Genomic DNA, 21343 nt, shown 5'->3' with positions numbered 1-21343 from the left:
TTTTTAGATTATTTATAAAAGAGGGGGCTTTTTAAGTGAAAAAATTTTTAGTGTTAATAGTCGCAATATTCTTTGTTTTTAGTTTGGCAGCTTGTGGATCATCGAATAGCACTTCAACTAAAGCGGATTCGAATACTGGTGAAAAACCAACTGAATCGGCCAAGTCTGATTTTCCTAAAAAGCCAATTAAACTTATTATTCCATATGGACCGGGAGGGGCAACAGATGTCATTTTCCGTTTAGTTGCTAAAGAAGCTGAAAAGCATCTTGGGCAGCCTGTTGTTCCGGTTAATATGGAAGGGGCAGGGGCGACGCTCGGAGCTCGTCATGTGAAAGATGCTAAACCGGATGGATATACAATCTTAGGAAGTCACGACACTATTGCCACGTCCCACTTATCTGGCTCTTCTGATTTTTCCTTTGACGCCTTTGAGCCGATTTCATTATTGACAAAGACGATTAACATCCCTTCTACCAATTCAAAGTCGGGTATCAAAACCGCAGCAGAGTTTGTTGAATATGTGAAAGCAAACCCGGGAAAAGCGAAGATAAGTATGATTCCAGGTTCAACCAGTCACTTTTTTATGGCGCAATTTTTGGCTGAAACCGGAATTTCTACTGATGAGATCCGCTTTGTCGGTTATCCGGGAACAGGAGATGAAGTTGCAGCTTTATATGCAAACGAAGTAGATTTCTCTATGTTAAATATCCCGTCCGGAAAAGGATTCTATGAAGATGGGTCCCTTATTCCTGCTGGTATAGCACATAATGAAAGACTGGATTTATTGCCTGATACCCCTACTCTTATCGAACAGGGAATTAACATTGAAAATGCTACAAACCGTGGAATCTTTGCACCGAAAGGAACTCCAGAAGAGCATATTGTCATCATTGAGGAAGCTTTTAAAAAGGCCCTTGAAAGTGATGAAGTCAAAAATAAAATCAACAATGAATTAGGATCTGTTACAAGTTTTATTCCTCATACAGAATACAAGGATTTTCTTGATAAGCAAGAAGCTATACTAAAAGAAATTGCAGAAGGACTCGATTTTAAAAAGTAATAGATATATTTAATCATTTTGCGAGATGGGAGTAATGATGAGTTCAAATAAATATAATGAATTAAATCTTGAACTCATCTTAGTTCCATATCGTACACAGTAACCGTACGACATTGAATGAGGGGTGATAGAAATGACAAAGGATCGTTCACTTGCTTTAGCAGTAGGGATTTTTATCGTCATAATGTATGTAGAATCAATGCAGATTGCGGAAAAGTCTAGCTGGCAAGTATACGGCTCTGCTTTTTATCCTAGAATTTTGCTTGCAATAATGGGTGCTCTAGCTGTACTGCTATTTATTAATTCATTTAGAAATAAAAAACCAAGTACCTCGGAAAAAAATATAAAAGATCTTAAATCTTTTTGGAACGAATACAATAAAATTATTTTTTTGTTTATCGCATTTTTTGTTTACGTTTTTATTCTTCCTATAGCTGGTTTCATTATTGCTACCGCTCTTTATCTATTTATCTCGCAGGCTATTCTAATGGGTGTTAAAAGGAAAAAGAAATTACTATTAAATGTTTCGGTGACTGTCATAACAACAATGTCGGTATTTATCATCTTTAATTATGGATTAAATGTTTGGTTGCCATAAATGAGGAAGGGGGTAAATTATGGGAGAGTTTTTTATTCAAGCGCTAGGTGAAGTATTAAATATTTGGACCTTGGTTCTAATTACAATCGGTGTCATTTTTGGAATTGTCGGAGGCTGCATCCCTGGATTTACTATCACGATGGCCATTTTGGTTGCTTTTCCATTTACGTTTGCGATGGATCCTATTAATGGCTTATCCCTTATGGTCGGTATCTTTGTTGGGGGTTACTCGGGGGGCTTGATCTCAGGTGTCATGCTTGGAATTCCGGGAACGCCTTCCTCCATTACAACGGTTTATGATGGCTATCCAATGGCTCAAAAAGGAGAACCTGGACGGGCTTTGGGGGTTGGTGTGGTTGCATCTTTTATTGGAACCATCATTAGTGTAGGTGTACTGGTTATATTCGGTCCTTTAATCGCAAAGTTTAGTCTTAACTTTCGCCCTTGGGAAATTACAGCAATGATCGTTTTTACCCTTACACTGGTTGCCAGTCTTTCAAACGGAGCTATGATCAAAGGGTTAATTGCGGCAGGATTCGGGTTATTTATTGCAACCATTGGACTTGATCGCAGCGGGAATTTGCGTTTCGACTTTGGGATCAATGAGTTTTCAGCAGGTTTTGAAATGCTTCCCGTTATGATTGGGATTTTTGCATTTGCGCAGCTGATGGATAATGTTCAGAAACTAAATAAAGAAAAAGAAAAGAATACAAAAGAACCAGATATGAATGTTCATATTCCATACCGTCAAATTGGAAAAGATTTATGGTCGCAAAAAATGAACACTTTCCGTTCAGCTATGATCGGAAGTATTATTGGAGCTCTTCCAGGAACAGGCGGATCTGTTGCTAATTTTGTGAGCTATGATCAATCCAAAAAGTTTTCAAAACATCCTGAGAAGTATGGGAAGGGTATTCCAGATGGAATTATTGCATCTGAAACTGCCAATAATGCCGTAGCGGGCGGTGCCTTTATCCCAACTCTTGCCTTGGGGATTCCTGGTGATCTGGTTATGGCTATTATGATGGGTGTGTTAATTTTACACGGTATCACACCTGGTCCGTTAATGTTTTCAGAGCATCCAGTACTTATAGGGGCTATTTATGTAGGTCTCCTTGTAAGTGCGGTTATCATGCTTGCGGCGCAGTTCTTATTAATCAGGGTGTTTGCCAAAATATCATTGGTGCCACAAGCTATATTGGTTCCGATAGTACTGATGCTTTGTGCAGTCGGTGCGTTTGCGTTAAATAATACTGTTTTTGATATTTGGGTCCTTTTTGGATTCGGGCTTATTGGCTATTTTCTATCGAAAGCTAAAGTGCCTTTAACCCCTTTGATTTTAGGGGTAGTACTTGGACATAACCTTGAGAATCAAATATTCCGGGCCTTGGAATTAGACTCAAGCTGGTTAACATTTTTTACAAGACCGCTATCTTTGTTATTTTTTGTTTTTGCATTACTCTCCATTATTGTTTCCATAAAGCAAAATAAAAGGGTTGCACAAACAGAGGGTGGGGGCATAGTCGGAGATGAGACAGATCAAAAGATATCTTAAACAAGTCTAGCTCGCAATATCTCTGCGTGAACTGAAAGCGAAAAAAATAAAAAGAGGAAGGAACCTAGAGCTTCCGTATTATTATTTTTATTATTTACAAATCAGTGTTAAGTATTCTTTCATTGTGCAATTAAAAGGTTGCGATAAAAGATTAATTCACTCAATAGGAACTATATCTATATAAATTAATAAATAAGGAGAATTATAAAATGCTAAATTTTGATTCTTTATATAATCCTTCCTCATCTAAAAGAATGACTGTTTTTGGCAGCAGGGGTATGGTAGCTGCCTCACAGCCATTGGCTTCTCAAGCAGGCCTTGACATTCTTAAGCAAGGGGGAAATGCCATTGATGCTGCTATTGCAACAGCGGCGGCCTTAACCGTAGTAGAACCAACTTCGAACGGAATTGGCGGAGATGCTTTTGCTATTGTCTGGGTGAAAGGGGAACTTCATGGATTAAACGCCAGCGGACCTTCACCGAAAAGTATTTCAATTGAGGAAGTTAAAAAACTAGGATATGAAGAGATGCCGCAGCACGGTATGATTCCTGTTACAGTCCCGGGTGCACCGTCAGCTTGGGCAGCATTATCTGAACGTTTTGGCAAACTTTCATTAAAGGAAACCCTGCAGCCTGCCATTGAGTATGCGGAAAAGGGGTATCCGATATCACCCGTTATTAGTCAGTTATGGGAGGAGGCTTATGCAACCTATTCTAAGGAAGAAGGTGAAGAATTCAAACATTGGTTTGAGGCGTTTGCACCAGAAGGGAGATCCCCTAAACCGGGAGAAATATGGAATTCCCCGCATCATGCAAGCACATTAAGATCCATTGCGGAAACAAATGCAGAATCCTTTTATAGAGGTGAATTAGCTGAAAAGATTGATCAATTTTCTAGACAGAATGGAGGATTCATAAGGAAGGAAGATCTTAATTCCTATAGCCCAGAATGGGTTAATCCAATAAATGTAAACTATAGAGGGTATGATGTGTGGGAAATTCCCCCAAATGGTTCTGGGATGATTGCGCTAATGGCTTTAAATATATTAAATGGCTTTGAAATCGGTGAAGGCGGTTCGGTTGACGCTTATCATAAACAAGTTGAAGCAATGAAACTAGCCTATGTGGATGGTTTTAAATATATTACTGAAAAAGACAAAATGGGTGTTTCTGTTAAGCAGTTATTATCCGAATCTTATGCTGAGGTACGTAGAAGTCTAATCACTGAAGAGGCCATGTTTCCAGAGCCGGGGGATCCTCTAGCTGGCGGAACAGTTTATTTAGCTGCAGCTGATGAGGATGGTAATATGATTTCATATATTCAGAGTAATTTTAAAGGGTTTGGATCAGGGATGGTTGTTCCTGAAACGGGCATTAGCCTGCAAAACCGTGGATTGTCTTTTAAGCTGGAAGATGACCATTATAATTGTCTGGAGCCAGGGAAAAAGACATATCACACAATTATTCCTGGCTTTTTGACAAAAGATGGTCAGCCAGTTGGCCCTTTTGGTGTAATGGGAGGTTTTATGCAGCCCCAAGGTCATGTGCAGGTTATCATGAATATGATCGATTTTCATTTGAACCCGCAAGCAGCTTTAGATGCTCCGCGATGGAAATGGGTGAATGGCAAAACAGTAGAGGTTGAACCTCATTTCCCTGATCATATTGCTCAGGCACTAGTTCGCAAAGGACATCAAATCGTAAAAAGAGTAGACAGTCTTAGTTTTGGAAGAGGACAGATAATAGTAAGAAATCCTAAGACAGGAGTATTGTCAGGAGGTTCAGAATCTCGCACAGATGGTACAGTTCTTGGCTGGTAAAAAAGCAATTCACCTTTGTTTAACCACTAAAACACCGGAAATAACAGGGGGAGATTCATTTTTTCTGTCTAAAGAATGTTCAAGGTGGTGGCTATCGCGCTTTTACTCCTGATACAGTAATAGGTTAACCAATAGAAGGAAATGAAATAAAGTCAGGCCAGGAACACTTTTTATTCGATGAAAAAGCGGTGCATACAGTGAGATGGGATCAACTTTATTTTCTTTCCGCTTTAAGGCTATTAACGGCATCTACTGCCCTTAATAGCTTGGCAAAAAATAAAATGTGGCCGGGGGAGGTGCGTATGGTAAGGGGGAAAGGTTCTGAAGCCAGAAAAGAGTCACCAGAAATAGCTTCGGTTAAAGAATCAGACGGAAAAACAGCTTTACATAATCAATTTAAACTGGCATGGGCTTTTTTAAAAGTAGGGATGTTAGGGTATGGTGGGGGTCCTTCCTCTATTCCACTTGTTCATAAGGAAGTTGTTGAACGATATAAATGGATGTCAGATGATGAGTTTGGAGATACGCTTGCCCTTGGCAATACTTTGCCGGGTCCAATTGCTACGAAAATGGCGGGTTATATTGGATATAAAGTAGGGGGAATAACAGGACTGATAATGGCGGTCTTAGCTACTGTTGTTCCAACTATAATATTAATGATCATTTTGCTCACCTCTTTGTCTGCTTTTAAGGACCAGCCTTGGGTGGCTGGAATGACACAAGCAGTAGTACCGATTGTTGGTGTTATGCTTGCTGTATTAACTTGGGAGTTTTTTAAAAAATCAAAAGAAGGAATCGGTTGGGGAGGAAGTATAGGACTTGCCGGGATGAGCGTTGTCTTAATTGAATTACTAAACATTCATCCGGGAATTTTAATATTTGTTTTATTGGTTTCCGCCCTTTTAAAAAAAGATAAAGATGATGAAATAAAGGTTGAGGAAAGGCAGGGGGTTTCTTGATCTATTGGAATATTTTTACTGCATTTTTCATACCTGGTATCCTTGGGTATGGTGGCGGCCCTGCATCAATTCCGCTTGTAGAAAATGAAGTAGTTAACCGTTATGGATGGATGTCGATTTACGAATTTAGTGAACTTCTTGCAATGGGAAATGCGTTACCAGGTCCGATAGCAACTAAAATGGCCGGATATATCGGCTTTCAACAGGCTGGAATATTAGGAGCCTTTGTAGGTGTCTTCGCAACAGTAGCTCCATCGCTCATTTTAATGATTGTGCTATTAAGTATTCTTTTCAAGTTCAAAGATTCACCAAAGGTACAACGAATGACGAAGCTAGTCCGTCCGACAATTGCAGTGCTGCTTGGTGTTATGGCCTACGAGTTTTTTGTAAATTCTTATACAGGGGCAGGGCTTTTTCAGACCTTTTTTTTAATAACCGTCGGCTATTTATTGCTTGAAAAGTTAAAAGTCCACCCGGCCTTAGTTATAGTAGGTGCCTTAGGTTATGGAGCAGTCTTTTTAGGCGGAATGATATAGGATAAAGGTTTCCTTAAAAGAGCATTCAGCTTGGGACAGCGTAATTATAAGGAAATACAATTATATTGTTGTGGAGGGAAACTATGGAAACAATTACAAATGCAAGTAGTAAGACCCTTTCAGAGAAGGATAGAAAATATTTGTGGCACCATATTTCACCGTATAACTCAAAAGCTAATCCGATGGTTGTTTCTAAGGCCAATGGTGCCTGGATAACAGACAATAAAGGAAACAAATATCTGGATGCTATGTCGGGCTTATGGTGTGTGAATGCTGGCTATGGAAGAGAAGAGATGGCACTGGCTGCGTATGAACAGATAAAAAAGCTGTCCTTCTACCCCTTAACCCAAAGTCATGAACCAGCCATCCTCCTGGCTGAAAAATTAAATGACTGGCTTGGCGATGATTATGTCATCTTCTTCTCAAACAGCGGGTCTGATGCGAATGAAGTCGCCTTTAAAATAACCCGCCAGTACCATGCACAGAATGGAGAGCCGGACAGATATAAATTTATTTCCCGTTATCGCGCGTATCATGGCAGTTCGATGGGAGCCTTGTCCGCAACCGGCCAGTCTCAGAGAAAGTATAAATATGAACCCCTCGTATCGGGCTTCCTCCATGTCCAGCCACCCGACAGCTACCGCCGTCCTAATGGCCAATCAATTGAAGAATTTAATCTGCATTGTGCACAGGATATAGAACAAAAGATTATCTGGGAAGGAAAGGAAACCATTGCCGGAGTTATAATGGAACCTGTTATTACTGGTGGCGGAATTATCATCCCGCATCCACTCTATATGAAAAAAGTTGAAGAAATCTGCAATAAATACGGCGTTTTGCTTATTATCGATGAAGTTATTTGCGGATTCGGACGGACAGGGAAAAAGTTTGGTTTCCAAAACTTTGAAATCAAACCTGATATTGTTACAATGGCAAAAGGAATCACCAGTGGGTACATGCCACTTTCTGCAACAGCAGTTAAGAAAAACATCTATGAAAAATTTAAAACCTCATCAGAATACGATCATTTCCGCCATGTTAATACATTTGGCGGAAACCCTGTATCCTGCGCGGTTGCGTTAGCTAATCTTGAATTAATGGAAAAAGAGAACTTGACTGAACGTTCAAGAACGCTAGGAGAAAGGCTTGCGGAGGAAATGGAAGAGCTTAATAGCCATCCAAACGTAGGAGATATTCGTTCAATTGGCTTCTTAATGGGCATTGAACTAGTGAAGGATAAAGATTCCAAAGAACCTGCTCCACCTTCATATCTTGGATCAATAATCAGTGAGTGTAAGGCCAACGGGCTGATTATCGGCAAAAACGGAGACACGGTTGACGGGCATAATAATATTTTAACGCTGTCACCTCCTTTATCCTGTACAGATGAGGATTTTACATTTATTGTTTCAGTACTTAAGAAAGTACTTAAAGCGCATCACTTATAAAAGTTTTCAATTATCGTATGATTAACTAAAAGATTAAAAAGAATAGAAGTTTTGATTAATCTCTCAGCTTGTAGATAAGTCTATGGTTTAGACTTCATCTACGGGCTTTTTGTTTATCAGAAGTTAGGCTAAAGGGATTTGCATTCAGAGTAGAGTGGAAGGGGAAAATTGATAAATTACCTTCCAAAGGGCATTTTGTACAGCTCTTTTAATTTAAGCCGATTAATGTTCATTGATCAGCTAAATAAGCGGATTTAAATATATACAAAAAGTTAATCAAACGTTTGATTAACTATTCTTCGACACCCCCCAGCCTTTTTCGGCATATTTCCCAAGCAATACTTTATTAATAAGGCAATTTTCGCAAATTGTGTTGCTTTTTAATCAAGTAGTGAGGAGAGGTTGATTTCCGCTATAGGATGCTCAGCGAACGCGGGGCGGGCGGTAAGCTTCCTCGGAGCGCAGCGCCTGTGGGGTCTCACCTGTCCCACTCCTCCCGCTGGACGTTGAATAAGGATCCTCGAATCATCACCGCACGAAGGAAATGCGAATGCATTTTCGCGGGATTAGCGTTCTAATCAACCTTATTTTTCAATGTTTCTATTCACAAATCTATTCAAAAACAACAATCTTTTAGAAAACATCCATTAATAAAATAAAAAAACGAATACCCGTTCGCATATTGTTGGTTTGTTTTACACTCTTTGTGGTAGAATGATGATATAAGTTTTGAGTAAAAAACTGACAAATCAGCAGCATCCCGGCCCTCAGTCATTTAACAGGCTGATTTGTGTTTATAAATAGATAGAAGTTAATTTTTGAACGGGAGGCTTTTAGGTGAAGGATCAATTCGAATTAGTCTCAAAGTATTCCCCTCAAGGCGACCAGCCGGGGGCCATTAAAAAGATCGTTGAAGGTATAAATTCCGGCAAAAAGCACCAGACCCTTCTGGGAGCGACAGGTACAGGAAAAACCTTCACGATTTCGAATGTGATTAAAGAAGTAAACAAGCCGACGCTTGTGATTGCCCACAATAAGACGCTGGCCGGCCAGCTTTACAGCGAGTTTAAAGACTTTTTTCCAAACAATGCTGTAGAGTATTTTGTCAGCTACTATGACTATTATCAGCCGGAGGCGTATGTGCCTTCAACAGACACCTTTATTGAAAAAGACGCGAGCATAAATGATGAAATTGATAAGCTTCGCCACTCGGCCACTTCCTCCTTATTTGAGAGGAACGATGTCATCATCATTGCAAGTGTTTCCTGTATATATGGTTTGGGTTCTCCTGAAGAATACCGAGAGATGGTACTATCTCTAAGAACGGGTATGGAGATAGAAAGGAATCAGCTCCTGCATAGGCTTGTAGATATCCAATATGAGCGCAACGATATTGATTTCCAGCGCGGAACCTTCCGGGTGCGCGGGGATGTTGTTGAAATTTTCCCTGCATCACGAGATGAGCATTGTATTCGTGTAGAGTTTTTCGGAGATGAAATTGACCGGATCCGTGAAGTGGATGCCCTGACAGGCGAGATCATCGGAGAACGCGATCATGTCGCGATTTTTCCTGCATCCCACTTCGTAACACGTGAAGAAAAAATGCGGATTGCGATTCAAAATATTGAAAAAGAACTGGAAGAACGCCTAGACGAATTAAGAGAAAATGATAAGCTGCTTGAAGCACAGCGTCTGGAGCAGCGGACCCGTTATGATCTTGAAATGATGAGGGAAATGGGCTTCTGTTCAGGTATTGAGAACTACTCGCGCCACCTGACGTTAAGACCTCCTGGATCAACACCCTACACCCTTCTGGATTATTTTCCGGAGGATTTCCTAATTGTGATTGATGAGTCACATGTGACGCTTCCGCAAATCAGAGGAATGTTTAATGGGGACCAGGCAAGAAAATCAGTGCTTGTGGATCATGGCTTCCGTTTGCCATCTGCCATGGATAACCGCCCGCTTACTTTTACAGAGTTTGAAAAGCATGTGAACCAGGCTGTCTTTGTTTCTGCGACGCCAGGCCCGTATGAGCTTGAGCATACTCCGGAAATGATTGAGCAGATCATCCGCCCAACCGGACTGCTTGATCCAACCATTGATGTCCGCCCGATTGAAGGGCAAATCGATGATCTAATTGGCGAAATTCAGGATCGTGTCCAGAAAAACGAACGCGTACTGGTTACAACCTTGACGAAGAAGATGTCAGAGGACTTAACCGATTATTTGAAGGAAATCGGCATTAAGGTCCAATATCTGCACTCAGAGGTTAAAACGCTTGAGCGGATTGAGATTATTCGCGAGCTGCGGCTTGGAAAATACGATGTTCTCGTCGGAATCAACCTTCTAAGAGAAGGGCTGGATATACCGGAAGTTTCTCTTGTTACCATTTTGGATGCTGATAAAGAAGGCTTTCTCCGTTCGGAGCGTTCTCTCATCCAGACGATGGGACGGGCTGCGCGTAATGCAAATGGCCATGTCATTATGTATGCCGACCGGATCACTGATAGCATGGAAAAAGCAATCAGCGAAACAAAGCGACGCCGTACCATTCAGGAAGAATACAATGAAAAGCACGGCATAACGCCAATGACGATTCAAAAGGATATTCGCGATTCAATCCGTGCCACCCATGCGGCAGAAGAGCAGGAAGAATATCAGCCTTCAGCCAAGCTCGGCAAGCTGAACAAGAAAGAGCGCGATAAGCTGATTGGCGATATGGAAAAGGAAATGAAGGAAGCGGCAAAAGCCCTCAATTTCGAAAGGGCTGCCGAGCTTCGTGATTTACTATTAGAGTTAAAAGCGGAAGGATGACGTACAAATGGCGATGGATAAGCTGATTGTAAAGGGTGCCAGAGCCCATAATTTGAAAAATATCGATGTCACCATTCCGAGAGATAAGCTTGTCGTACTGACAGGGCTGTCCGGTTCCGGAAAGTCTTCACTGGCTTTTGATACAATTTATGCAGAAGGGCAGCGCCGCTATGTGGAATCATTATCAGCATATGCACGGCAATTCCTTGGACAAATGGATAAGCCTGACGTTGATGCCATTGAGGGGCTGTCTCCCGCCATTTCAATTGACCAGAAAACAACAAGCCGAAATCCGCGTTCCACAGTTGGAACGGTGACGGAAATCTATGATTATCTGCGATTGTTATTCGCTAGGGTCGGGCGCCCAACATGCCCGATTCATGATATCGAAATCTCCTCGCAGACCATTGAACAAATGGTGGACAGGATTATGGAATACCCCGAAAGAACAAAGCTCCAGGTAATGGCTCCGCTGGTATCCGGCAGAAAAGGCACACATGTAAAGGTGCTTGAGGACATTAAAAAACAGGGCTTTGTCCGAGTCCGTGTTGATGGAGAAATGATGGATCTTGGAGAAGAGATAGAACTAGAAAAGAATAAAAAGCACTCGATTGAAGTAGTAATAGACCGAATTGTGGTAAAAGAAGGTGTGGCTCCGCGTCTGGCAGATTCAATGGAAACAGCACTAAACCTAGGAAATGGCAAGGTGCTTGTCGATGTGATCGGCGAAGAAGAACTGTTATTCAGCGCAAATCATGCCTGTCCGCACTGCGGCTTTTCAATCGGCGAACTGGAGCCAAGAATGTTCTCGTTCAATAGCCCGTTCGGCGCTTGTCCTGAATGTGATGGTCTCGGTTCGAAGCTCGAAGTCGATGTAGATCTTGTTATCCCCAATAAGGAGCTATCCTTGAAGCAGCATGCCATTGCGCCTTGGGAACCGACAAGCTCGCAGTACTATCCTCAGCTTTTAGAGGCAGTCTGCAATCACTATGGAATTGATATGGATATTCCCGTTAAGGATATTCCTGAACACTTACTTGAGAAGGTTTTATACGGATCAAGCAAAGACAATATCTATTTCCGTTATGAAAACGATTTTGGCCAGGTGCGGGAGAACTATATCCGGTTTGAAGGTGTAATCCGGAATGTGGAGCGCCGCTATAAGGAAACAAGCTCAGACTATATCCGGGAGCAGATGGAAAAATATATGGCGCAGCATCCGTGTCCTTCATGTAAAGGTTACCGATTGAAGCCGGAAACCCTTGCAGTGCTGGTGTCCGGAAAGCATATCGGCCATGTGACGGCTTTTTCAATTGAAGAAGCGTTTAGCTTTTTCGAAGATCTGACACTTTCTGAAAAAGAAATGAAGATTGCCAATCTCATTTTCCGTGAGATTAAAGAACGACTTGGCTTCCTGATTAATGTAGGGCTGGATTATCTCACATTGAGCCGTGCCGCCGGAACTTTATCCGGTGGAGAGGCACAGCGTATTCGCCTGGCAACACAAATTGGGTCACGGCTGACAGGTGTTCTTTATATTCTGGACGAGCCTTCCATTGGCTTGCATCAGCGTGATAATGACCGTTTGATCGATACGCTGAAAAATATGCGAGATATCGGCAATACATTGATTGTGGTTGAGCATGATGAGGACACCATGGTTGCTGCCGACTATTTGATCGATGTTGGCCCTGGAGCAGGTGTTCATGGCGGGCAAATCGTTTCTGCGGGGACGCCTCAGGATGTTATGGATGATCCAAATTCTCTGACAGGACAATATCTATCCGGGAAAAAATTCATTCCGCTGCCGATTGAGCGCCGTAAGAATGACGGCCGCTTTATAGAAATTAAAGGAGCTAAAGAAAATAACCTTAAGAATGTGAACGCAAAGTTCCCGCTTGGTTCCTTTATTTCTGTAACAGGCGTTTCCGGTTCCGGAAAAAGTACCTTAATTAATGAAATTCTTCATAAAGGGCTTGCCCAAAAGCTTCATAGAGCAAAGGCGAAGCCTGGTGAGCATAGGGAAATTAAAGGTGTAGAACATTTAGATAAGGTCATTGATATTGACCAATCGCCAATCGGAAGGACACCGCGATCCAATCCTGCAACCTACACGGGCGTGTTCGATGATATCCGTGATGTATTTGCAACAACGAATGAAGCGAAAGTGCGCGGCTATAAAAAGGGCCGTTTCAGCTTTAACGTAAAAGGCGGACGCTGTGAAGCCTGCCGCGGCGATGGGATTATTAAAATTGAAATGCACTTCCTGCCTGATGTGTATGTACCATGTGAAGTCTGCCATGGCAAACGCTACAACAGGGAGACGCTTGAAGTTAAATATAAAGGGAAGAACATCTCTGAAATTCTCGAAATGACTGTTGAAGATGCATTGGGATTTTTCGAGAACATTCCGAAAATTCGCCGTAAGCTGCAGACCATTTTTGATGTGGGCCTTGGCTACATTACATTGGGACAGCCGGCGACAACCTTATCCGGAGGGGAAGCGCAGCGTGTCAAACTCGCTTCCGAGCTGCATCGCCGCTCAACCGGCCGTTCACTTTATATACTCGATGAACCGACAACCGGCCTTCATGTAGATGATATCTCTAGATTGCTGGTCGTTCTTCAGCGTCTTGTTGAAAATGGTGACACTGTATTGGTTATCGAGCATAATCTCGATGTGATCAAGGCGGCTGACTATATCGTAGACCTCGGACCGGAAGGCGGAGATAAAGGCGGTACTATTTTAGCCGCCGGAACGCCTGAAAAAATTGCTGAAGTTCCGGAATCCTATACAGGCAAATACCTCAAACCAATACTGGAGAGAGACCGTCTCAGAATGAAACAGCAAATTGAAGAAAAAGAAGGCGTGACCAACGCTTGATAAATGGAAGCAGCAGCCGATGAGGCGCTGCTTCTTTTTTATGGAAGAAAGATTACTTTCATTCAAATCGGGTAAAGAAAATCAGGCTGCAGCCATCATTGATTTGACTTCAGTTGTGAACTTTACGAATAAATTAAATTTCAGCGAAGAAACGATCTGAGCTTGCGAATAAAGCTCTGGATTTCGCGAATAAATCCAGAAAACTCACGAACCAATTCTTGAATTCAGCGAATAAGTTAGTTTTATAAATAGATGAAGTTCTACCTGAAGGGAAAATGTCTGCCGGGCGCCATTCAACTTTATGAAAACTGGGTCCAGGGGTTACCGTTTCGCAGTTTATCGGCCAGATATAAATTATAACGGTCACTTTCTCGATTTATCGGTCAGAATCTAATTTTATCGGTCACTTTACACAATATATCGGTCAGAATTTCAATATATCGGTCTCTTCGCGTCCTATCAATATTTCAATACTACCAATATGAAAACAAGGAAAACTGGCGGGTAACGAATATCATCGAATACCAGTCACTTACTGATGCAAGGCACAACCAAGAAAGGAACACACATATATGAAAAAAGGAATCTTTCTATTAGCGGGAGCTCTCCTCATTGGGCTGGCACTTTATCTTTCCATTACCTATTTAGGAGAAGAGAAAAAAGCGGATGGCGGCAAGAGGATTGTGGCATTTGGCGATTCGCTTACCTATGGGTACGGAGATGAAACGAAGGAGGGCTATATCGGCAGGCTGCAGACAAAGCTGCATCGTGCTTATCCGGAGAGGAATTACCAAATAAAAAATTATGGTGTGTACGGCTATAAATCATCCGATGTATTGAAGCAAATGCTCAAGCCGAAAGTGGCGCAGGATCTTAAAGAAGCGGATATGTTCATTGTTTATATTGGGACGAATGATTTGCTGAAGAGCAATGGCGGTGATTTGTATCCACTCCACCATGAAAAACTCGTCGAAGCGAAGAATGTGTATGAAGAGAAACTAAACGGAATTCTTGAAACGCTGGAAACGGCCGATAATGAAGCTCCTATTATTCTGCTGGGGCTTTATAATCCATATCCGGATGGCGATAAAATTGAAAAATACATTGATCATTGGAACCAGTCAATTCAGAAAACAGCAGAGCAAGATGAAAACATCACCTATATTTCTACCAATGAGTTATTCAAAGGGAAAAACAAGAAGCAATATTTCTCTGATTCTCTGCATCCGAACGGAAAAGGCTATGAATTAATCGCTGACAAGATCCTGAACGAGTACTTTTTTAAATAATTATCCTTCAAGAATGACCTTCTCCATTTCTCCTTTGATAAGACAATGTAATGTTCTAGCAAAAAGCATGTAAACATACTGCGTTATAATTGTAACAAGGGTAATTTTAGACAAAATGGGGAGGTCATTTTATGGAGGACTATTTAGCGAAGTCTTTAGATGAATGGAAAGAAGATATTTCAGAGGTTTTGGATCAAATCAATAATGAGTACGAAGATGTGAAAAAAGAGCTGAAGGTTTATTCCTATAAATATGGAATCACGAAGCAGGTTATTCAATCGACAGTGAACGAAGAGATTATTGATAATATTCGCGAAATGTATCATAAGCCTTTTGAAGAAAAGTATAATGAACTGAAAGAGTACATACGTGATTTGGATGAAAAAAGAAAAGTGTTCCAAATGTTTGTGAACAAGATTGATGAAGTGAAACGAAAGGAAGCGCCGAGAACCGACCTGGCGGCTGCCTACAAATAAGCTTCAATGAAGGAAACCGTCTTTGCAGAAAGGCGGTTTTTGTCGTTGGCCAAAAGCTCTACGCCTTTTGGCCATTGAAGCCTAAGCCTGCAGATGTATTTTTGCAAAAACAGAGGTAAATACTCCTGCGGTTTCCTATAATGAAAGGGAGAAGAGGAAACGCTATTTGGTTTTACAAAAACGAAACCTTACCTGCTCCACATTCGTATTAGAGTAAAAGGAGCTGAAAACAATGGAAACGAGAAAGGTGCTATCCGCGTTAAGCTATTTCAGCATTATGTTCGCAGGATTTATATTTCCGCTAATTGTGTTTTTTGCAACTGGAGATCCGGAAGTGAAGCGGCATGCGAAGAGCGCATTCTTATCGCATTTAATTCCGCTGGTTCCTGTTCCCTTTATTATTTTTGCAGCAGTAACCCAGTTTACGGTTACCGGCCAGGATATTCCGGTATTTTTTCTGGCGGCTGTCGTCATCACGATCATTCTAAGTTTAATCGTACTAATCTGGAATATTATTAAAGGGGTAAAAGTCCTTATAGAAGAGTAGCAAATAGAGTTTGAGGAGGAGCCAAAATGAAAGAGGAACGGAAACGCATACTAAAAATGGTGGAGGAAGGCAAGCTGACAGTTGATGAAGCTTTAACGCTATTAGAGCAGCTTGAAAAATCACACCAGACAATGGAACAAAAGCAGGAAGATCTGATTAAGGAACTCTCCGCAGATGTGAAGTTTGAAGAATCCAAGAAGGAAGATCCCTACAGCTCAAAACATCAAAGTGCAAAAGAAAAGATTATTGATTTCGTAGACTCTGCATTAAAGAAAGTGAAGGACTTTGACCTTGATTTCAATTTTGGCAAAAACGTTGAGATCTCGCATATTTTCCAGCATGCAGACACATACTTGAAGGATCTGGATTTAGATGTTGCGAACGGAACAATCAGGGTTGTACCGTGGGAGCAAAGCGATGTCCGTGTTGAATGCCATGCGAAGGTTTACCGGGTGGATAACCAGGAGGAAGCACGCAAGAATTTCCTTAAGGATGTTATTTTTGCCATTGAAGGACAAAAGCTCCGTTTCTCCACCCAGCAAAAGTGGATGAAGCTTGATGCTGTCATCTATATTCCGAAGGCAGAATATGAAAATGTTAAAATTCGCATGTTTAATGGACCCATTGAAAGTCAAAACTTATCAGTGGAAAACTTTAAAGCCAAAACCGCCAACGGAAAAATTACAATCAGGGATTTGAGCAGCAAATATGTTGAGGCGGAAACAGCAAATGGGCAGATTTCTGTTCAAAGAAGCCGGATCGATAGTCTTGAGGCTGAAACGCTTAATGGCGCCATTTTAGCGGAGGGGGACTTTGTAAAGGCGGAGCTGCAATCTTTTAATGGCAACGTGACCTGCAAGGCTGAAAATGAACGCTGTGAAAGGATAGAAGCAAAGGCGGCAACCGGCAGCATTGATTTGTTTGTACCCGATTTTGCGGCTGTCAGCGGAGAGCTGAGAACCAATCTGGGCGGTTTTCATGTAGATATTGAGGGAATAGAAGTAGTAGAGGAAAAGAGCGAAGTGATACAAAAAATGATGCGCTTTAAGTCTGTAAAAGAAGCGGATAGCGGACTTAAGCTATTGGCTGATTCGAAAACCGGGACGATTACGTTAAAAAGATCATCAGCCTGGTAATGGTCATAGCCGCTTTATGATAGGAGGGAAGCTTTATGAATAAGCTTGTACGCTCACGTAATAATAGGAAAGTGGCAGGTGTATTAGGCGGTCTGTCTAAATCGATCGGGATTGACCCGACCATAACGAGGGTCATATTTATTGTCCTCTTATTTACAACAGGGGTATTTCCAATGGCTTTAATTTATGCACTATTAGTGTTCGTGCTGCCTAACGAAGAGGTGCTGTAATCGATGAGATGGATAATTGGCATATTAATTAACGCCATCCTCTTTGTCGCCATTGCTGGCTTCTTTGAGGATTCCTTTTACCTGTCTGGGTTTGGCGCTGCCATCGGGGCCAGCTTCATGCTTTCAATTTTAAATATCCTTGTGAAGCCCATCCTGATTATATTGACATTGCCGGTCACAGTATTAACGCTCGGCTTGTTCCTGTTTGTCATTAATGCCGTCACATTAATGATCACAGACGGTTTCATGGGTGATTCCTTTGAAATTGCCGGTTTTGGAACGGCAATCATCGTTTCGATCATTATGTCGATCGTCAACCTGGTTATCCAAAAAGCAGTATTAGAACCTGCGAAGGAAAAATGAAAATCTGCGCCAGAATAGGAAGTTGCGTGTTAAGTTCAATTGATTTTAGCACCCTGTTGATTGGAGATAATAACCGAAACAAACGCGGGACATGATGTTCCCATCCGAAAAAAGCCAGCACCCTTTCACGTGCTGGCTTTTTCCTATTCAATGATCATCGCATTATAGCCATCGTTCAGTAAATTCCCTGCAAGTTTTTCAGCTTCTTGCCTTTCCTCAAAAGTAACCTGCACTTTATATTGTTTGGGTCCTTCCGATTTTCTTTTTAAGCCATATTGTTCAGCTATAGCTTTTACAATGGCTTGGGCACATCGTTTGCGGTAGACAGGTGTGCGGAGCAGTGCGGCTTCTTCTTTGTTTGTCATAAAACCGCATTCCACAAGGACGGCGGTCATTTTTGTTTCCCGTAGGACATGGAAGTCGGCCGTTTTTATTCCGCGGTCACGCAAGCCGGTTGTGTGAATTAAATTCCGCTGAATCTTTTGTGCAAGTTCAAGCGCTTCCTGAGGTCTGGATGGATAGACGAATGTCTCAATTCCGCCGACCTCGTTCCAGCCGCCGGTTCCATATGCATTAGCATGAATGGACACATAGCAGTCTGCATGAAGCCTGTTTGCAAGCTCAGCCCTCTCAGAGAGAGGTACATCCTGCTCATCCGAATGGGCAAAATAAACAGTCACATTTTGATAGTTTTCCAGCAGACCCTTTGCAAGGTTTGCTACAGCTCGGTTGAATTCATATTCCCGTATGCCATCGGGACTTCTTTTTCCGGAAGTATCGTATCCATGGCCGGCATCCAGCATAATCTTCATTTTTATCTCCCCTTTCTGAGTCATTTTTTTATAAAAATATTCTCACTTATATAATATGGACAAACCCTGTAAAAGGACATGGCAAAATAAAAAAAGGAGAAAACCCCCATGGGCTTTCTCCTATTTAGTGGCTCGCTGCATCGAATGGACAAATTTATAGCGGTCTGCCCGGTATGCTGATTTTACTAACTCAAAAGGCGTGCCATCCTGCAAGAATGAAGTTCTGACAATCAGAAGAACAGGGGAGCCTGTGTCGACTTGCAAATGCTTTACCTCTGTTTCTTTTGCAATGGAAGCTTCAATTTGCTGGGTCGCTTCACTGATTGTGAGCGCCAGTTTTTCCTCAATATATTGATATAATGATTGGTTGATGATTTCTTCCGTCAACCCTTTTACCAGATTGGCAGGAAGGTAGGTCGTTTCTAGTGCCATTGGCAGGTTATCGGCCATGCGCACCCGCTTAATTTCATAAACAGGCGTATTTTCTTTTATGCCAAGCTTACGGGCAAGCTGCGGTTCAGCCGGGATAATTTCAAAGGAGATCAGGCGGCTGCTTGGCACCATGCCCCGTTCCTTCATATCCTCTGTAAAACTTGTCAGACCCTGCAGCTTCTGCTCAACCTTCTGCTTATTGACGAAGGTTCCGCGGCCTTTTTGCCTGTACAAAAATCCATCGTTCACCAGGTTGTTCAAGGCCTGCCTGACCGTCATGCGGCTGATCTGGTATTGCTCGGAATATTCGCGTTCAGACGGAATCGCTTCATCAGGCTTTAAAATTCCGTTCTCAATTAAGTGTTTAATATATTCCTCTAATTGATGATAAATCGGAATAGGTGATTGTTTATCGATCATTGGAAATTCTCCTATCACTTTGTCTTAATAATCCTGCACTAAACGTAGCGCCTCTTCATCGGCAATGATCGTCACATTGGGATGAAGCTTTAGAGCAGAGGCTGGAAACTGCTCATCAGGTTCTCCATTTACCAGGCGTCTGATTGCTTCTGCCTTAGCTGAGCCTGATGCGAGCAGCACGATTTCTCTGCTATCAAGGATGGAGGCAATGCCCATTGTAATCGCATGGGCAGGAACTTCATCGATGGATTCGAAAAATCTCGCATTTGCTTTCCGTGTGCTTTCCGCAAGCTTGACGACATGCGTCCGGCTTTTAAAAGAAGTGCCTGGCTCATTGAAGCCGATATGCCCGTTGCGGCCAATGCCCAGCAGCTGCAGATCAATATCCGCAAGGTCTTTAATCAGCTGTTCATAACGCTGGCATTCCTGGTTAATATCTTCCGCCGTCCCATTAGGGAGATGCGTGTTTTCGAGCGGGAGATTAAGATGTTTAAAAAGCTCGCTGTTCATAAAATATCGGTAGCTGTTAGGGTCAGAAGAAGGCAGGCCGATATATTCATCCAAATTAATCGTTGTGATGTTTTCATAGGAGGTGCCGTTTTCAAGATGATCTTTGATCAGCTCAGCGTACACTCCCTTTGGCGTACTGCCGGTTGCCAGCCCTAAAGTCATATCTGGATTGGAACGTATTTTTTCGATCATCAGCAGTGCCGCTTTATGGCTCATATCCTCATAATGGGCTGCTCGGATAATCTTCAAGAAGACTTCACCTCGCGTTCAAAAGCCTTTATACCTCTGCAAAAGGTCATGGCCACCTCGAGATTTTCATCCAGGATCACCAGGTCAGCATCCTTTCCTTCCGAGATGCTGCCTTTCCGGTCGTAGATGTTCATCTGTTTGGCGGGATTGCTGCTGGCAAGGCGGACGGCTTCCAATAAAGTGATATCCGTAAACTCAATCATATTCTTAATCGAATCTTTCATCTTTAAAATGCTGCCAGCCAATGTTCCATCGGCGAGCAAGGCCTGTCCGTTTTCAACGGTGACATCCTGTCCTCCGAGATCATAATGGCCGTTCTTCAGGCATTTGGCTCTCATCGAATCAGTAATCAGAATCATTCCATCCTGGCCTTTGGCATTGAGAGCAAGCTTAATCATTTCCGGCCGGACGTGAATGCCGTCTGCGATCATTTCAACAATGAGTTCTTTGAATAAAAGAGCAGCCCCGGCAACGCCTGGCTCCCGGTGATGCAAGCCTCTCATACCGTTAAAAAGGTGGGTCACATGCGTGGCGCCTGCTTTAACGGCTTCCTCCATTTCGGTAAAAACAGCATCACTATGGCCGATCGAGGCAACTACGCCATTTTCCCTTAAAAAGCGGATAAACTCGTAGCCGTTCGCTTTTTCAGGCGCCAGCGTAATAAGTTTGATTGTCTGGTTTGCAGCTTCCTGCCAGCGTTTAAAAAGCTCGATATCTGGTTCGAGAATATGGTTCCTCGGCTGGGCTCCGCCTCTTTTTTCATTAATAAACGGTCCTTCAAGATGGATACCGATGATCTCCGCTTTGCCTGGCGTGTTTTGCTCATTCTGATAGAGGGCTGCATTAGACAGCGCCGCCTCTATCTTTTCTTTTTCCTGGGTGATGGTGGTAGCCAGAAAGCTGGTTGTTCCTTCTGCCGGGAGTACGCTGGCCATTGTGTTGAGAGCTTCCTGCGTTGCATCCATCGTATCCGCTCCGCCTGCCCCGTGAATATGGACATCAATAAATCCCGGGCTGATCGTCTGTTCCGGGGAAAGTTCCATGATTTCTGTATCCTGATCAATAGCAGTAATCTCATCCATGCTTCCCACTTTTAAGATCTTTTCATTTTCTATAAAAATAAAACCGTTAGTTAAAAGGTCGTGTTCTCGAATAATTTTTGCATTTTTTATAAGAAGACGGCTCATTTTGCTTCATCTCC

The 21343-nt window shown here is 42.3% G+C and carries 19 protein-coding genes; 15 read left to right on the top strand and 4 right to left on the bottom strand.

Annotation, left to right across the window (positions count from 1 at the left end; translation table 11 throughout):
* The first annotated feature begins 35 nt into the window (after positions 1–35).
* From J7I93_RS13000 to J7I93_RS12930, 15 genes are all read left to right on the top strand, one after another.
* Positions 36–1061: a Bug family tripartite tricarboxylate transporter substrate binding protein gene (locus J7I93_RS13000; RefSeq protein WP_214726287.1), complete on the top strand. Its 1026-nt coding sequence runs from the start codon at positions 36–38 to the stop codon at positions 1059–1061.
* A 133-nt stretch (positions 1062–1194) separates the two neighbouring features.
* The gene (locus J7I93_RS12995) at positions 1195–1659 is read left to right on the top strand and encodes a tripartite tricarboxylate transporter TctB family protein (protein WP_214726286.1); all 465 of its coding nucleotides are present in this window, start codon (positions 1195–1197) and stop codon (positions 1657–1659) included.
* A 19-nt stretch (positions 1660–1678) separates the two neighbouring features.
* Positions 1679–3214 carry a tripartite tricarboxylate transporter permease gene (locus J7I93_RS12990; protein ID WP_214726285.1) on the top strand — a complete coding sequence of 512 codons (1536 nt, stop codon included), beginning with the start codon at positions 1679–1681 and terminating at the stop codon, positions 3212–3214.
* Positions 3215–3423: 209 nt separating this feature from the next.
* Complete coding sequence (locus tag J7I93_RS12985) at positions 3424–5034, top strand: gamma-glutamyltransferase family protein (RefSeq protein WP_214726284.1); 1611 nt, start codon at positions 3424–3426, stop codon at positions 5032–5034.
* A 302-nt stretch (positions 5035–5336) separates the two neighbouring features.
* On the top strand, positions 5337–5993 hold the full coding sequence (locus J7I93_RS12980; protein ID WP_214726283.1) for a chromate transporter: 657 nt from the start codon (positions 5337–5339) through the stop codon (positions 5991–5993).
* Complete coding sequence (locus J7I93_RS12975) at positions 5990–6529, top strand: chromate transporter (RefSeq protein ID WP_214726282.1); 540 nt, start codon at positions 5990–5992, stop codon at positions 6527–6529. The genes J7I93_RS12980 and J7I93_RS12975 overlap by 4 nt, the downstream gene beginning before the upstream one ends.
* Positions 6530–6612: 83 nt before the next feature.
* Complete coding sequence (locus J7I93_RS12970; RefSeq protein WP_214726281.1) at positions 6613–7977, top strand: aspartate aminotransferase family protein; 1365 nt, start codon at positions 6613–6615, stop codon at positions 7975–7977.
* Between the two features lie 837 nt (positions 7978–8814).
* Positions 8815–10794, top strand: a complete 1980-nt coding sequence (gene uvrB / locus J7I93_RS12965; protein WP_214726280.1) for an excinuclease ABC subunit UvrB — start codon at positions 8815–8817, stop codon at positions 10792–10794.
* A 7-nt stretch (positions 10795–10801) separates the two neighbouring features.
* Entirely contained in the window at positions 10802–13678 is a 2877-nt protein-coding gene (gene uvrA, locus J7I93_RS12960) for an excinuclease ABC subunit UvrA (RefSeq protein ID WP_214726279.1), read from the top strand.
* 572 nt (positions 13679–14250) lie between these two features.
* Positions 14251–14967 carry a DUF459 domain-containing protein gene (locus J7I93_RS12955; RefSeq protein WP_214726278.1) on the top strand — a complete coding sequence of 239 codons (717 nt, stop codon included), beginning with the start codon at positions 14251–14253 and terminating at the stop codon, positions 14965–14967.
* 131 nt (positions 14968–15098) lie between these two features.
* Positions 15099–15443 carry a hypothetical protein gene (locus J7I93_RS12950; RefSeq protein ID WP_110064589.1) on the top strand — a complete coding sequence of 115 codons (345 nt, stop codon included), beginning with the start codon at positions 15099–15101 and terminating at the stop codon, positions 15441–15443.
* 232 nt (positions 15444–15675) lie between these two features.
* Entirely contained in the window at positions 15676–15990 is a 315-nt protein-coding gene (locus J7I93_RS12945; RefSeq protein WP_214726277.1) for a magnetosome magnetite crystal formation protein family, read from the top strand.
* Between the two features lie 26 nt (positions 15991–16016).
* Positions 16017–17126, top strand: coding sequence for a DUF4097 family beta strand repeat-containing protein (locus tag J7I93_RS12940; RefSeq protein ID WP_214726276.1), 1110 nt, complete (start codon positions 16017–16019; stop codon positions 17124–17126).
* A 35-nt stretch (positions 17127–17161) separates the two neighbouring features.
* Positions 17162–17356 (top strand): PspC domain-containing protein, encoded by a 195-nt coding sequence (locus J7I93_RS12935; protein WP_214726275.1) that lies wholly within the window; start codon positions 17162–17164, stop codon positions 17354–17356.
* 3 nt (positions 17357–17359) lie between these two features.
* Complete coding sequence (locus J7I93_RS12930; RefSeq protein WP_214726274.1) at positions 17360–17719, top strand: phage holin family protein; 360 nt, start codon at positions 17360–17362, stop codon at positions 17717–17719.
* A gap of 143 nt (positions 17720–17862) precedes the next feature.
* On the opposite strand, the gene J7I93_RS12925 is transcribed toward J7I93_RS12930, so the two are convergent.
* The 4 genes from J7I93_RS12925 to nagA form a co-directional block, all read right to left on the bottom strand.
* Entirely contained in the window at positions 17863–18531 is a 669-nt protein-coding gene (locus J7I93_RS12925; RefSeq protein ID WP_214726273.1) for an N-acetylmuramoyl-L-alanine amidase, read from the bottom strand.
* A gap of 120 nt (positions 18532–18651) precedes the next feature.
* Positions 18652–19383 carry a GntR family transcriptional regulator gene (locus J7I93_RS12920; protein ID WP_214726272.1) on the bottom strand — a complete coding sequence of 244 codons (732 nt, stop codon included), beginning with the start codon at positions 19381–19383 and terminating at the stop codon, positions 18652–18654.
* A 24-nt stretch (positions 19384–19407) separates the two neighbouring features.
* Positions 19408–20142, bottom strand: a complete 735-nt coding sequence (gene nagB / locus J7I93_RS12915; protein WP_214726271.1) for a glucosamine-6-phosphate deaminase — start codon at positions 20140–20142, stop codon at positions 19408–19410.
* Positions 20139–21329 (bottom strand): N-acetylglucosamine-6-phosphate deacetylase, encoded by a 1191-nt coding sequence (gene nagA, locus J7I93_RS12910; RefSeq protein ID WP_214726270.1) that lies wholly within the window; start codon positions 21327–21329, stop codon positions 20139–20141. Before nagA ends, nagB begins: the two co-directional genes overlap by 4 nt.
* Positions 21330–21343: the final 14 nt, after the last annotated feature.

Source organism: Bacillus sp. ISL-47 (assembly GCF_018613175.1).
Lineage (GTDB): Bacteria > Bacillota > Bacilli > Bacillales > Cytobacillaceae > Cytobacillus.
Note: the sequence above shows the minus strand (reverse complement) of the source record. Positions and strands in the feature narration are given on the sequence as shown.

What these genes read in the sequence shown, in the direction of transcription:
- J7I93_RS12980 (WP_214726283.1), top strand. Translation starts at nt 5,337, where the DNA reads ATGGTAAGGGGGAAAGGTTCTGAAGCCAGAAAAGAGTCACCAGAAATA.
- J7I93_RS12945 (WP_214726277.1), top strand. Translation starts at nt 15,676, where the DNA reads ATGGAAACGAGAAAGGTGCTATCCGCGTTAAGCTATTTCAGCATTATG.
- J7I93_RS12985 (WP_214726284.1), top strand. Translation starts at nt 3,424, where the DNA reads ATGCTAAATTTTGATTCTTTATATAATCCTTCCTCATCTAAAAGAATG.
- J7I93_RS12920 (WP_214726272.1), bottom strand. Translation starts at nt 19,383, where the DNA reads ATGATCGATAAACAATCACCTATTCCGATTTATCATCAATTAGAGGAA.
- J7I93_RS12940 (WP_214726276.1), top strand. Translation starts at nt 16,017, where the DNA reads ATGAAAGAGGAACGGAAACGCATACTAAAAATGGTGGAGGAAGGCAAG.
- J7I93_RS12950 (WP_110064589.1), top strand. Translation starts at nt 15,099, where the DNA reads ATGGAGGACTATTTAGCGAAGTCTTTAGATGAATGGAAAGAAGATATT.
- J7I93_RS12935 (WP_214726275.1), top strand. Translation starts at nt 17,162, where the DNA reads ATGAATAAGCTTGTACGCTCACGTAATAATAGGAAAGTGGCAGGTGTA.
- uvrA (WP_214726279.1), top strand. Translation starts at nt 10,802, where the DNA reads ATGGCGATGGATAAGCTGATTGTAAAGGGTGCCAGAGCCCATAATTTG.
- J7I93_RS12995 (WP_214726286.1), top strand. Translation starts at nt 1,195, where the DNA reads ATGACAAAGGATCGTTCACTTGCTTTAGCAGTAGGGATTTTTATCGTC.
- J7I93_RS12930 (WP_214726274.1), top strand. Translation starts at nt 17,360, where the DNA reads ATGAGATGGATAATTGGCATATTAATTAACGCCATCCTCTTTGTCGCC.
- nagA (WP_214726270.1), bottom strand. Translation starts at nt 21,329, where the DNA reads ATGAGCCGTCTTCTTATAAAAAATGCAAAAATTATTCGAGAACACGAC.
- J7I93_RS12925 (WP_214726273.1), bottom strand. Translation starts at nt 18,531, where the DNA reads ATGAAGATTATGCTGGATGCCGGCCATGGATACGATACTTCCGGAAAA.
- J7I93_RS12990 (WP_214726285.1), top strand. Translation starts at nt 1,679, where the DNA reads ATGGGAGAGTTTTTTATTCAAGCGCTAGGTGAAGTATTAAATATTTGG.
- J7I93_RS12955 (WP_214726278.1), top strand. Translation starts at nt 14,251, where the DNA reads ATGAAAAAAGGAATCTTTCTATTAGCGGGAGCTCTCCTCATTGGGCTG.
- J7I93_RS12970 (WP_214726281.1), top strand. Translation starts at nt 6,613, where the DNA reads ATGGAAACAATTACAAATGCAAGTAGTAAGACCCTTTCAGAGAAGGAT.